The following is a 13,433-nucleotide window of genomic DNA, read 5'->3' on the forward strand; positions in this document are numbered from 1 at the left end:
AAGGATCCCTTCACGCGTCTTTTGGAGATCGAGCAGATCTTGCAAGGTATCGTCACCCATTCTGTCACATCGGTGCGACCGGCTGGCCGAGCCTGCTGACGATCGACATCAGGATGAACACGATGAAGAGCAGGACCATTATCGACAGATCCAGGCGGATTCCCCCCAACGACACCGGAGGAATGAGCCGCCTCAGCAGTTTCACCGGAGGGTCGGTGATCGTGAAGATCACTTCGAGGATCACGACCACGAAGCCGGTCGGCCGCCAGTCGCGGGCGAAGCTACGGATGAACTCGACGATCACCCGGCTGATGAGCAACAGCCAGAAGATGAACAGCACGAAGTACAGCACCGCGAACAAGGCCACCATGTCACTCTGCCCGAAAAACGGCGGTGTGCAAAATGGCCACACCGCCGCGAACCGGACATCTTCCCCCTGTCGACCTGCCCGTTCGGCTCCACCCCCGTCGGAGCGCGCGGGAGCAGGTCGCTATTTCTGGTTGTAGAAGCCGGTTTCCGCGATCCGGCGGCGCTCTTCGGCCGAGACATCGACGTCGGCGGGCGAGAGCAGGAACACCTTGCTGGCCACTTTGTCGAACGAGCCACGTAGCGCGAAGGCGAGTCCGGCGGCGAAGTCCACCAGGCGCTTGGCGTCGGCGTTGCTCAGTTCGACCAGGTCCATGATCACCGGGTTGCCCTCACGGAACCGCTCGCCGATGATCCTGGCCTCGCTGTAATCGCGCGGGCGCAGTGTCGTGATCTTGGACAAGGGACCTCCGTCCTCGAAGATCCCGGGCCGTCGAGCGGGCGCGGGCTCGGGGCGCAACCGCTCCTCGAGGCGGCGCTCCTCGGCCGCGGGATCGACGGCGAGCGCGCCCCGGGTGGCTCCGCGCAACGCCGACGCGCCACCGCCCGCACGGAACCGGCCCGAGGAGGGCGCGGCTTCGATGCGGGTGGGCCTGCGCGGCGGCTCGTAGGGATCCTCGCCGTAGTCGTCCTCCGGGTACTCCTCGCGGCGCGGGGGGTATGCCGGCTTGTAGGACTTGTAGGCGGGCTCCGGGTACTCGGCGTCGTCTTCGAAGCGGTCGGCACCGAAGCGCTCGGCGCCGAAGCGGTCGGGACCGAACCGCTCGGCCCCGAAACGATCGGCCCCGTAACGCTCTTCGCCGTAGCGGTCGGCACCGTAGCCCGGCCGCTCGGAGTACGGACGGGATCCGCGCGCGCCACCGCGCTCGCTCGCGCGCGAGGCGCGATCGTCGACGTAGTCGTCTTCGTAATCCTCGAGCGGAACCATGCCGAAGTACGCCTTGAACTTGTGCAGCGTGCTCATCTGGTCGACCTTCCTTCGGCCCCGGTGGCGGCCGGGTGTTGAAGACTTGCTCAGCTCCTCGTCCGTCCCAATCTTATGTGTCATATGTGACTGATGAGGTTTCTTTGCTAGCCAGAGGTTATCGGTCGGGCGCCCATCAGAGCGGTACCGACACGCACACACGTGGATCCGTGTGTGATCGCCGATTCCAGATCACCCGACATTCCTGCGGAAAGTTCGCTCGCGCCGGGGTGGCGTTCGCGTAAACGCGTGTGCAAGCTCGCAAGTCGCGCGAACGCGCTATCAGGCTCGACACCCAGCGGAGGGATGGCCATCAGGCCCGCGAGCCGCAGACTCGGGGCACCGGCGACCGTGTCGGCGAGCGCGTCCACACCGTGCGCCGGCACGCCGCCGCGCTCGGGATCGTCGTCCAGACTCACCTGGATCAGCACGTCCAGCGGCTCGCGACGCTCGTCGGCCTCGAGCGCGGCGCGCGCACCGCGGTCAAGGGCCGTTGCCAACCGTTCGCTGTCCACCGAGTGCACCGTGTGCGCCCAGCGGGCCACGGCATTGGCCTTGTTGCGCTGCAAGCGGCCGATCATGTGCCAGCGGAGACCGTCGTGACCGAGCTCGCGCAGCGCGACCACCTTCGCCGCGGCTTCCTGCTCCCGCGACTCGCCGAACTCGCCCAGCCCGAGGCCTGCCAGCAGCGCGACGTCGGAGGCCGGAAAGAACTTCGTCACCGGCAGCAGTCGCACAGAGTCGCGATCGCGACCGCTCGCGCGGCAGGCCGCGTCGATCCGGCCGTTCAGCGACGCCAGATTCGCGGCCAGCTCCGCGGTGCGGGCCTGCGCCGCCGCGGCGGCCTGCGGCTGCGCCGCTCCGGTCACGCTGTTCACTTCGTCCTCCGTGTCATGTCCTCGCGAGCGCCGGATACCCGTCCTCGTCACTGTGTCCCCCGTGCGTGCTGTCGCTCTGATCACATTCGATGGGGCACGCTCCCGGCCCGGATGCCGTCCTCTCCCTCGGCGCGTCTCGGCTCGGGTCACTCCCCGCCCTGGGTATCGATCCAGATCACCCCGGCGATGCGCCCGGTCGGCGCACCGCGCCGGTGGCTGAAGAGGGTCTTGTCCTCGATGGTGCAGCGCGGGTCCTCGGCGATGCCGCCGATGCCCGCCTCGGTCAGCTGCCTGCGGATGCCCGCCCGCAGATCCAGGCCGGGCGTGCCGCGCACCGTCGTGGTGGCGCTGCCGGGCAGATGGGCCTCGACGTCGGCGCGCATGGCGGCGGGCACTTCGTACCGACGTCCCGAGGCCGCCGGGCCGAGGAAGGCGCCGATCCGCTCGGGGCGCGCGCCCTGGGCGACCATCGCCTCGAGTACCCGCGGCACGATGCCGATCCGGGCGCCGATCCGACCGGCGTGCACGGCGGCGATCACCCCCGCCTCGTCGTCGGAGAGCAGGATGGGCACACAGTCGGCGGTCAGCACCACCAGGGCGAGTCCGGGTTCGGTGGTGACCAGGGCGTCGGTGGCGGGTACCGGCTCGGCGCGCGGGCCGTCGACCACCTCGACATTGCGGCCGTGGATCTGCTCCATCCACACCAGCCGATCCGCTGGGAGCCCGATGCCCTCGGCGAGCCGGAGTCGATTGCGTCGCACCGCTTCCGGATCGTCACCCACGTGGTCGCCGAGATTGAACGAGTCGTACGGCGGCGCGGAGAAGCCGCCGGTGCGCGTGGTGGTGACCCGGCGGACGGTGAGTGTGGACGCGGTCATGCGTCCGAGGGTATTCATGTGTTCGAGAGTAGTAGCCGCACGAGCGTGCCCGCACCGACGTTTCCGGGCACGCTCGATCGTTGAGCGCCGATCAGCGACGCATGAAGTCCGGCACGTCGACGTCGTCGTCGTCCGGGTCGGAATCCTGGATGTGCGAACGGCTGTTGTGCGCGACCGTCGGTTCGGCGAGCCGGGGGCGCTCGGTGTCGCGGTAGTTGGGCACCGCGCCGCGGCCGGAACCCATCGAGCCCGCCGAGGAGCTCGACGAGGCGGAGGCCGCGGAACCGCTCACCGGCTCCGAACTCCTGGACGACGAGGACAGATCCCCCGCCCGGCTGCTGATCTCCCCCGCACGGCCCGAACCGATGGAGCCTCGGGTGTGCGGCGCGTCGAAGGTGCGCCTGGCCGGACCGCCGCCGTCGAACCCGGCGGCGATGACGGTGACCCGCACCTCGTCGCCGAGCGAATCGTCGATGACCGTGCCGAAGATGATGTTGGCCTCGATGTGCGCGGCCTCCTGCACCAGCGAGGCGGCCTCGTTGATCTCGAACAGCCCCAGGTCGGAGCCGCCCGCGATCGACAGCAGCACGCCGTGCGCGCCGTCCATCGAGGCTTCCAGCAGGGGCGAATTGATCGCCGCCTCGGCCGCTTTCACCGATCGGCCCTCACCACGCGAGGAGCCGATGCCCATCAGGGCGCTGCCCGCGCCGGACATGACGCTCTTGACGTCGGCGAAGTCGACGTTGATCAGACCGGGGGTGGTGATCAGGTCGGTGATGCCCTGGACACCGTTGAGCAGCACCTCGTCGGCGGAGCGGAAGGCGTCCATCAGGCTGACCGCCGCGTCGCCCAGCTGTAGGAGCCGGTCGTTCGGGATGACGATGAGGGTGTCGCAGGACTCGCGCAACTGGGTGATGCCGACCTCGGCCTGGTTGCCGCGGCGCTTGCCCTCGAAGGAGAACGGCCGGGTGACCACACCGATGGTCAGGGCGCCGAGCTTGCGCGCGATGCTGGCCACGACGGGCGCGCCGCCGGTGCCGGTGCCGCCGCCCTCACCCGCGGTGACGAAGACCATGTCGGCGCCCTTGAGCACCTCTTCGATCTCGTCCTTGTGGTCCTCGGCGGCTTTGCGGCCGACCTCGGGGTCGGCGCCCGCGCCGAGGCCACGGGTCAGTTCACGGCCGACGTCGAGCTTGACGTCGGCATCGCTCATCAGCAGCGCCTGCGCGTCGGTATTGACCGCGATGAACTCGACTCCCTTGAGTCCCTGTTCGATCATCCGGTTGACGGCATTCACGCCGCCGCCGCCGATACCGACGACCTTGATCACCGCAAGGTAGTTGTGCGGGGGCGTCATGGGCTCTCGCCTTCCTTCGATCCAAGCCTGTCATTTCGGAAAACCCTGAACCTCAACCATAGGGTTAGTGTTATGTCAAGTATCCGACTGCTGCCGAACGCTATTCGCCGCTGCCGCGATACGGGCGCAGGCGCGCCGAGACGGAGAACAGAATCTCCCTGGACACAGACGGAATCGATCACTTCACCGTGACCAGATTCGGACTCGAAACGTCGAACACCGTGCCCTCTCGCGTCAACAGCGGTAACACCACCGCCGCCTTGCGTTCGGCGTCGTCCGCTCCGCCCCACACTACCGTGCGGCCGTCGGTCAGCTTCAACGAGATGTCCGAAATCGACCGCGCCAGAACCTCGTCCACCTGGATGTTCAGGGCGGGCGGAATCGCGTCGACCACGGTCACAGCGGCGCGAGTGACCGGGTCGCCACCGCCCGGGTGATCGGTGACCAGCTGCGGCACGCCGATCGGCGGCGCCTCGATGGCGAACTCGACGGCGTCGCGGTCGATCAGGTGCGCGCCTTCGGGCGCGTCGAACCAGAGCACCGCGCGACGCTCGTCCACGGTGACCCGCACGGTCGAGGGGTACACCCGCTCCACCCGCGCCGAGCGCACCTTGGCGATCGAGGCGACCCGCTCGGCCATCGCGACGGTGTCGATGCGCATGAGCGAGAGCCCGTCCGGGATGTCGAGCTGCTCGTGCACCTGTTCCTCGGAAATGGTGGAAAGGCCGTCGATCTCGATGGTGCGCACCGACAACGCGGGGGTGAACCATGCGATCGACAGCAAAACGGTGAGCACGATCACCCCGAGCAGCGCCCACCAGCGCATCCGCCGCAGACCCCCCGGCCCGAGCAGTTCACCCGCGGCGCGCACGCGGCTCACCGCCCGTACTGGGGCCGTGCCCGTAGGCCGTCGAGGATCTGGCTGCCGAGCATGGTGACATCGCCCGCGCCCATGGTGATCACCACGTCACCGGCACGCGCCAGCCCGGCCACCTGACGGCCGACCCGCGACATGTCCGGCTGGTAGTGCACCGGCGCGGTGACCGCCTGGGCGACCAGCGCGCCGTTCACTCCGGGCAGCGGTTCCTCCCGCGCCCCGTAGACGTCCAGGACCACGACCTCGTCGGCGAGGCTCAGCGCCGCGCCGAACTCGGTGGCGAAAGTGGCTGTGCGGCTGTAGAGATGCGGCTGGAACACCACGATCACCCGGCCCTGCCGGGAACGCGCGCCGTCGCGCGCCTCCTGCTCGACCAGCGCGGCCGCGGCGCCGAGCACCGCACGCACCTCGGTGGGATGGTGGGCGTAGTCGTCGAAGACCCGCACGCCGTTCTCCCGGCCGACGAATTGGAAACGCCGGTGCACGCCGCCGAAACCCTCGAGCCCCTGGATGATCTCATCGATGTCGGCGCCCGCGGCGCGCGCGGCCAGCAGTGCGCCCAGGGCGTTGAGCGCCATGTGCCTGCCGGGCACCGACAGCCGCAAGGAACGCGGTGTGGACTCCTCGCCGAGCTGGAACTGCACCACTCCCCCGACATCGCGGGGCTCCCAGCTGTGCAGGCGCACGCCGACGGAGACCGGGGCGTCGGCGAGTTCGCCGGAGCCGTAGCCGAGTACGCGCACGCCCCGCTCGGCCAGCCGCGGCCCGACCCGCTCGGCCAGTGCCAGCGAGCCGGGATCGTCGAGACACACCACCAGCAGGCCGCCTTCGGTCAGGCGGTCGGCGAAATCGTCGAAGACCTGGGTATAGGCGGCGTCGGTGCCGAAGAAGTCCAGGTGGTCGGACTCGATATTGGTGACGACCGCGACATCCGGGTCGTACTGCAGCAGCGAGCCGTCGCTCTCGTCGGCCTCGGCCACGAACGTCTCGCCGGTGCCGTGGTGGGCGTTGGTGCCCGCCTCGTTGAGCTCGCCGCCGACGGCGAAGGACGGATCCAGCCCGCAGTGCTGCAGCGCCACGATCAGCATCGAGGTGGTGGAGGTCTTGCCGTGCGTGCCCGACACCAGCAGGGTGCGGTGCCCGCGCATCAGCGAGGCCAGCACCGTGGGACGCAACAGCACCGGGATGTCGCGACGGTTGGCCTCGACCAGCTCGGGATTGGTCTTGGGGATGGCCGCGTAGGTGGTCACCACCGCGGTCGGTCCGCCGGCGAGCAGGTCGAGCGCGGTCGCGTCGTGGCCGATGCGGACCTGGGCGCCACGGGCCCGCAGCGCGAGCACGCCGCGGCTCTCCTTGGCATCCGAACCCGACACCTCGCCGCCGCGCGAGAGCAGGATGCGCGCGATGCCGGACATGCCCGCACCGCCGATCCCGACCATGTGCACGCGGCGCAACTCGGGGGGCAGCGCCGACCGCGGGTCGCTCGCTCCGCCCGCGGTGTTGGTGCCGCCCGCGGTGTTGGTGCCGCCTGCAGTGTTGGTGCCGTCCACGGCGGGAGTGCCGTCCACGCCGTTCGTCGCGCTCACAGCGCGACCTGCACGGCGATGCGCGCCACCGCGTCGGCGGCGTCGCGGTGTCCGGCGCCTGCGGCGGCGCGGCCCATCTCGGTCAACCGGGTTCGGTCGAGCAGCAGCGGAATCACCTCGTCGATCACGTATTCGGGCGTCAGTTCCTGGTCGGGAACGATTCTGCCACCGCCCTCGGTGACGATCGGGCGGGCGTTGAATTCCTGTTCGCCGTTGCCGTGCGGCAGCGGCACGTAGAACGCGGGCAGCCCGACGGCCGAGACCTCGGCGACCGTCATCGCACCCGAGCGGCACACCACCGCGTCGGCGGCGGCGTAGGCCAGATCCATCCGGGACAGATACGGCACCGCGACATAGCGGGCGGCCCCCACCTGCGGGGGCACCTCCAGGGTGTTCTTCGGGCCGTGCGCGTGCAGCACCGAGATGCCCGCCGCGGCCAGTTGCGGGGCAGCCGCGGAGATCGCCTCGTTCAGGCTGCGCGCGCCCTGCGAACCACCGAACACCAGCAGCACCGGTCCCTCACCGGGCAGCCCGAAATGCGCGCGCGCCTCGCCGCGCAGTCCGGCCCGATCCAGCGCGGTGATCGACTCACGCACCGGGATGCCCACCACTTCCGCTCCGGGCAGACCCGAATCCGGCACGGCGGCCAAGACCTTCGCGGCCACTCGCGCGCCGATCTTGTTGGCGATGCCCGCCTTGGCGTTCGCCTCGTGCACCACCACCGGCACCGCACGCCTGCGCCGCAGCAGGCCCGGGCCCGCCGCGAGATAGGCGGGCAACGAGACATAGCCGCCGAAACCGATGATCACGTCCGCCTCGACCGCGTCGATCACCGCACGGGTGCGCCGCACCGAAGCCCGCACCCGGGCGGGCAGCTTCAGCAGATCGAGAGTCGGTTTGCGCGGCAACGGAACCGGCGGGATCAGCTCGAGCGGATAGCCGCGCTCGGGCACCAGTCTGGTCTCCAGACCGCGTTCGGTGCCCAGCGCGGTCACTCTGATCGAGGGATCGAGCCTGCGCAGCGCGTCGGCGACCGCCAGAGCCGGTTCGATATGTCCTGCCGTGCCACCGCCTGCGACGATCACCGAGATCCTCGCGGACGAGGGCAACGAACCGGAATCCTTCGTGGTCACCTGATACTCCTCCACCGGGCCCGTCGAGCACGTCGCCCGTCACTCACCTGTATCTTCCCCGTTCCTTCGCGTGCGGCATCGGATAGGTCGGCTCCCAGGCTCTGGTCGCCCTGGCCGAACTGGTGCCGCGGCTCTCACCGGACCTGCGCCGCGGCGCGGGCTTGCCCTGACCACCGCCCCGGCCCTGACTGCTCGAGCGCTGTGCTCCCCCGGCGCGCCGGGGAACCCGCGCCCCACCGCCGCGCCCGCGCTCACCGGCTCGTCCCGTCGACCTGGCCCGTGCCGCGCCGGCTTTGGCGGGCGAATACGGCTCCGGCTTGGGCAGCCGCAGCAACCGGCTGAATCTGCCGTCCTGCCCGGCCTGCAGCGCGGCGACCGCCTCGGGTTCGTGGCGCGCGGCATTGGCGATGATGCCGAACATGAACAGCGTGATGGCCAGCGAGGAACCGCCCGCCGAGACCAGGGGCAACTGCAGGCCGGTCACCGGCAGCAGGCCGACGACGTAACCGACGTTGATCAGCGCCTGCGCGGTGATCCAGGTGGTGGCCGTCGCCGACAGCAGCCGTAGGAAAGGGTCGACCGAACGGGTGGCGATGCGCAGGCCGGTATAGACGAACAGCGCGAACAGCCCGAGCACCAGCGCGCAACCGAGGAAGCCGAGTTCCTCGCCGATGATGGCGAAGATGAAGTCGTTGTGCGAGTTGGGCAGATAGCTCCACTTGGCGCGGCTCTGGCCGAGGCCACGGCCCCAGATTCCGCCGTCGGCCAGCGAGTACATCGCCTGCCTGGCCTGGTAGCCGATGCCCTGCGGGTCCGCGCCGGGATTGAAGAAGGCGCGCATGCGATCGGAGCGGTAACCGGCGGTCAGCGCGAGCACGGCCGCGGCGACGATGCCCGAGATGGCGATGGTGACGAACAGCCGCACCGGAAGGCCGCCGAACCACAGCAGCGCCGCGAGCACGATGCCCAGCGCGATGGTGGTCGACAGGTTCGGTTCCAGCACCACGAGCAGGCAGACCAGCATGCCCGCGGGCACCAGCGGCACCAGCACGTCCTTGAGTGGCGCCTGCTCGCTGCGCCGGGAGGCCAGCAGGTGCGCGCCCCAGACCACCAGGGTCACCTTGACGATCTCCGAGGGCTGCACCGAGACGACGCCGAGGTCGATCCAGCGCCGCGAACCCTGGACCTCGGTGCCGATGCCGGGGATCAACACCAGGAACAGCGCGACCACCGATATCCCGAACACCGGAAACGACCACTGCCGCAATCGGCGGATCGGGATGCGCAGCGCGAGATAGAACAGCACGGTGCCGATCAGGGCGAACAGGATCTGCTGCCGGAACAGCGAGTACGCGGAGCCGCCCGCGGTGTAGGCCTCGACGCTGGAGGCCGAGAGCACCATCACCAGCCCCAGCACGGTGAGCAGGGTGGCGATGGTGACGATCAGATGGAACGACGCGAGCGGGCGCGCCATCCAGGTCAGGAACTTGGTGACCGCCGGGGCACGCGCTCCCGCGGGTCGCGCGGCGGGCGCGCTCTTACCGGAACCGGACTTGGCGCGCCGCAGTCCCCGCCGGCCCCGGTCGGTCACGGCTGCCGCCCGAGGTCACCATCTTCCAGCGCGTGCACCGCACCGGCGAAGCTGCGTCCACGGTGGGTGTAGTCGGCGAACATGTCCAGCGAGGCGGCGGCCGGCGCCAGCAGCACGGTGTCACCGCTGCGGGCGAACCCGGCGGCCGTGCGCACGGCGCGCTTCATCACGGCGTCGGCCTGGTTCGATCGGTGCGGGTCGTCGGCCATACCAGCATCGTCACCCGTGCGGACCTCGACGACGGGGACTTCGGGCGCGTGTCGCGCGAGCGCGTCGGCGATCACCGGCGCGTCCGCACCGATGAGCACGGCGGCGACGAGATGTTCGGCGACCTCTTCGATCAGGTCCTCGACGCCGGCGCCCTTGAGCAGCCCGCCCGCGATCCAGATGACGTTCTGGTGCGCCAGGATCGACGAACGCGCCGCATGCGGGTTGGTGGCCTTGGAGTCGTCGATGAACTCGACGCCGCCGAGTTCGCGCACGAACGCCGACCGGTGCGGGCCCACCTTGTGCTCCTGCAGACCTTCCTTGACGAACTGCGGTGCCACGTCGATCGCCCTGGTCAGCGCGGACGCGGCGAGCGCGTCGGCCACCCCGGCCGGTCCGGGCGGGCTGATGTCGCCGACCTCGGCCAGGATGGCGGCCTTGGTGAAGGCCCGGTCGAGCAGTTTGCCGTCGACCACGCCGAGTTCACCGTCGGCGGGCACGCCGACTCGGAAGCCGACGGTGCGCTTGGCCTTGGAACGCCGCGCCAGCGAGGCCGCGACCGGATCGTCCAGGCCGACCACGCCGACCCGCCCGACCAGCGCCCTGGACTTGGCGGCGGCGTAGGCGTCGAGCCCGCCGTGCCAGTCCAGATGGTCCTCGGCGACATTGAGCACCACGCCCGCTTCCGGGCGCACCGACGGCGCCCAGTGCAGCTGGAACGAGGACAGTTCGACCGCGAGCACCTGCGGTCCCGGGTTGCGGCGCAGCGCGTCCAGGATCGGCAGGCCGATATTCCCGCAGGCCACGCTGGGGATGCCGGCCGCGCGCAGGATCGAGTGCGTCATCTGGGTGGTGGTGGTCTTGCCGTTGGTGCCGGTGATCACCAGCCACTTGCGCACCGGGCCGTAGATGCGGGCCTGATCGACCCACCAGGCGAATTCGACGTCGCCCCAGACGGGGATGCCCTCGGTGACCGCCGAGACCAGCACCGGCGAGTCCGGCCGCCAGCCCGGGCTGGTGATGACCAGCGCGAACCGGCTCAGATCGGCCGATTCCAGCTCGACCGAGGTGGCGACTTCCAGACCGAGCCCGGCGGCTTCGGCCAGGGCGGCCGCGCCGCCATCGGTGACCACCGGGTGGGCCCCGATGTCGCGCAACGGCTCGACCAGCGAGCGTCCCGACACGCCCCAGCCCGCGACGAGAACGTCACGGCCACGCAGAAATTCCAGCATGGGCCCCGGTGAGCGCAGGGCCCGCGGAGAATGTTCGACCATCCTGGATCACCCGACCGCGGAGAGGTATTCGCTGTAGAACAGACCGAGTCCGACCGCCGAGGCCATCGCGGCCAGCAGCCAGAACCGAATGATGACCGTCGTTTCCGCCCACTTGCTGAGTTCGAAGTGGTGATGGAACGGCGCCATCTTGAACAACCGGTTGCGCGTGGTGCGGAACACCGCCACCTGCAGCACCACCGAGGCGGCCTCGGCGACGAACAGCGCGCCGATGACGACCATCAGCAGCTCGGTGCGGGTGGTGATGGACAGACCGGCGAGCAGACCGCCGAGCGCCAGCGAACCGGTGTCGCCCATGAAGATCTTGGCCGGAGCCGCGTTCCACCAGAGGAATCCGATGCAGGCCGCGGTGCCCGCCGCGCACACCAGCGCCAGGTCCAGCGGGTCGCGCACGTTGTAGCAACCGGCTTCCGGCTTGATCGCGCACGCGTGGTAGTACTGCCAGAAGGTGATGATCACGTAGCCGCCGAGCACCAGGCTCATCGAGCCGGCGGCCAGGCCGTCCAGCCCGTCGGTCAGGTTGACCGCGTTCGACCAGGCGACCACGACCAGGCTGACGAAGGCCAGGAACACGATCAGGCCCATCGACACCGTGGTGATGTCGCGGACGTAGGACAGGTGCGTGCTGGCGGGGGTCAGTCCGTTCTCGCCCTTGAACTGCAGGGCCAGGATGCCGAACACGATCGCGGCGGTGAGCTGGCCGATGTACTTGCCCGCGGCGGTGAGCCCGAGGTTGCGGCCCTTGCGCAGCTTGATGAAGTCGTCGAGGAAGCCGACCGCGCCCAGCGCGGTGGCCAGGCCGAGCACCAGCAGCGCCGAGGCCGAGGGACCGTCGGCGTCGTAGCCGATGCCGATCAGGTGCGAGCCGAGATAGCCGGCCCACATGCCGATGAGGATCGCGACGCCGCCCATGGTCGGGGTGCCGCGCTTGGCCTGGTGGCTGGCGGGTCCGTCGACCCGGATCTCCTGTCCGAAGCCCTGTTTGGCGAAGAACTTGATCAGCAACGGAGTCAACAGAATCGACACCGTCAGCGCGATCGCCGCCGCGAATAGGATCTGTCTCACTGCGCTGCCTCCGTGTCGCTGCCCGCCGCGCGGGTCAGATGCTCGGCGACCCGCCACAGGCCCACCGACTTCGATGCCTTCACCAGCACCACGTCACCCGGCTCGACTTCGTCGTCGAGCAGGGCCAGCGCGGCGTCGATGTCGGGCACCAGCACCGACTCCTCGCCCCACGAGCCTTCCATCACCGCGCCCTGGTGCATTCCCCGGGAGGGGCGTCCGGTGCCGACGACGACCAGCCGGTCGACATCCAGGCGCACCGCGAGCCTGCCGATGGCGTCGTGCTCGACCACCGATTCCTCGCCGAGTTCGCCCATCTCGCCGAGCACCGCCCAGCTGCGCCGCGGGGTATCGCCCGCCCGTGCCATCGTCACCAGCGCCTTGAGCGCGGCGCGCACCGAATCGGGGTTGGCGTTGTAGGAGTCGTTGACCACCGTCACGCCCTGGGGGGTGGTGCGCACGTCCATCCGGCGCTCCGAGGCCGCGCGGGCGCCGGTCAGCGCCGCGGCGATGGTGTCGAGGTCCGCGCCGCACTCGGCGGCCACGGCGGCGGCGGCCAGCGCGTTGCCGACCTGGTGTTCCCCGTGCACGGCCAGCCGGATCGGGGTGGACCCGGCCGGGGTGTGCAGGGTGAAGGAGGCACGCGCCTCGGAGTCGAGACTCACCTGGCTCGCCCGGAAGTCCGCGCTCGCGGCCTGACCGAAGGTGACCACCCTGGCCCGTGTGCGCTCGGCCATCGCGGCCACCTGCGGATCGTCGGCGTTGAGCACCGCGAGACCGTGCTCGGGAAGGGCCTCGACCAGTTCGCCCTTGGTGCGGGCGATGGCCTCGCGGCTGCCGAACTCGCCGAGGTGGGCGGTGCCGACATTGAGCACCACGCCGATGCGCGGCGGCGCGACTCGCGCCAGCGCGGCGATGTGGCCGGGGCCACGCGCGGACAGCTCCAGCACCAGGAACCTGGTGTCCGCTCCGGCGCGCAGGGCCGTCCAGGGGTGGCCGAGTTCGTTGTTGAACGAGCCGGGCGGGGCGATCACCGGCCCCAGCGGCGCGAGCACCGCGGCCAGCAGATCCTTGGTGGAGGTCTTGCCGGAGGAACCGGTCACCCCGACCACGTCCAGACCGCCTGCGGCGGTCAGCTTTTCGACGCTGTGCCGGGCCAGCGCGGCCAGCGCGGCGAGCACCGCCGCACCGGAGCCGTCCGGGTCGTGGGCGACCGCGAGCGAACCCACGGGCACCGTGCCC

General features: G+C 70.2%; 12 protein-coding genes. All 12 read right to left on the bottom strand.

From position 1 onward, the window contains the following. Positions 1 to 64 precede the first annotated feature (64 nt). Entirely contained in the window at positions 65 to 367 is a 303-nt protein-coding gene (locus NS3_RS26040; protein WP_067865032.1) for a YggT family protein, read from the bottom strand. 123 nt (positions 368 to 490) lie between these two features. Then, positions 491 to 1,330 (bottom strand): cell division protein SepF, encoded by an 840-nt coding sequence (locus tag NS3_RS26045; RefSeq protein ID WP_067864997.1) that lies wholly within the window; start codon positions 1,328 to 1,330, stop codon positions 491 to 493. Between the two features lie 107 nt (positions 1,331 to 1,437). Next, positions 1,438 to 2,199, bottom strand: a complete 762-nt coding sequence (locus NS3_RS26050) for a YggS family pyridoxal phosphate-dependent enzyme (RefSeq protein WP_067865033.1) — start codon at positions 2,197 to 2,199, stop codon at positions 1,438 to 1,440. Positions 2,200 to 2,354: 155 nt separating this feature from the next. Continuing rightward, on the bottom strand, positions 2,355 to 3,086 hold the full coding sequence (gene pgeF / locus NS3_RS26055) for a peptidoglycan editing factor PgeF (protein ID WP_067864999.1): 732 nt from the start codon (positions 3,084 to 3,086) through the stop codon (positions 2,355 to 2,357). Between the two features lie 91 nt (positions 3,087 to 3,177). Further along, positions 3,178 to 4,443 (bottom strand): cell division protein FtsZ, encoded by a 1,266-nt coding sequence (gene ftsZ / locus NS3_RS26060; RefSeq protein WP_067865002.1) that lies wholly within the window; start codon positions 4,441 to 4,443, stop codon positions 3,178 to 3,180. 178 nt (positions 4,444 to 4,621) lie between these two features. Beyond that, entirely contained in the window at positions 4,622 to 5,323 is a 702-nt protein-coding gene (locus NS3_RS26065; RefSeq protein ID WP_307610870.1) for a cell division protein FtsQ/DivIB, read from the bottom strand. Beyond that, positions 5,320 to 6,759 carry a UDP-N-acetylmuramate--L-alanine ligase gene (murC, locus tag NS3_RS26070; RefSeq protein WP_067865034.1) on the bottom strand — a complete coding sequence of 480 codons (1,440 nt, stop codon included), beginning with the start codon at positions 6,757 to 6,759 and terminating at the stop codon, positions 5,320 to 5,322. The genes NS3_RS26065 and murC overlap by 4 nt, the downstream gene beginning before the upstream one ends. 143 nt (positions 6,760 to 6,902) lie before the next feature. Next, complete coding sequence (murG, locus tag NS3_RS26075) at positions 6,903 to 8,054, bottom strand: undecaprenyldiphospho-muramoylpentapeptide beta-N-acetylglucosaminyltransferase (RefSeq protein WP_174550523.1); 1,152 nt, start codon at positions 8,052 to 8,054, stop codon at positions 6,903 to 6,905. A gap of 28 nt (positions 8,055 to 8,082) precedes the next feature. Further along, positions 8,083 to 9,513 carry a putative lipid II flippase FtsW gene (ftsW, locus tag NS3_RS26080; protein ID WP_067865044.1) on the bottom strand — a complete coding sequence of 477 codons (1,431 nt, stop codon included), beginning with the start codon at positions 9,511 to 9,513 and terminating at the stop codon, positions 8,083 to 8,085. 113 nt (positions 9,514 to 9,626) lie between these two features. Further along, positions 9,627 to 11,069, bottom strand: a complete 1,443-nt coding sequence (murD, locus tag NS3_RS26085) for a UDP-N-acetylmuramoyl-L-alanine--D-glutamate ligase (protein ID WP_067865004.1) — start codon at positions 11,067 to 11,069, stop codon at positions 9,627 to 9,629. 48 nt (positions 11,070 to 11,117) lie between these two features. Then, a complete protein-coding gene (gene mraY / locus NS3_RS26090) occupies positions 11,118 to 12,194 on the bottom strand; it encodes a phospho-N-acetylmuramoyl-pentapeptide-transferase (RefSeq protein ID WP_067865009.1) in 1,077 nt (358 codons plus the stop codon). Then, on the bottom strand, positions 12,191 to 13,433 hold a 1,243-nt coding region (locus NS3_RS26095), incomplete at its 5' end, for a UDP-N-acetylmuramoyl-tripeptide--D-alanyl-D-alanine ligase (protein WP_067865046.1). The genes mraY and NS3_RS26095, both read right to left, overlap by 4 nt.

This window comes from Nocardia shimofusensis NBRC 100134 (genome assembly GCF_001613125.1).
GTDB lineage: Bacteria > Actinomycetota > Actinomycetes > Mycobacteriales > Mycobacteriaceae > Nocardia > Nocardia shimofusensis.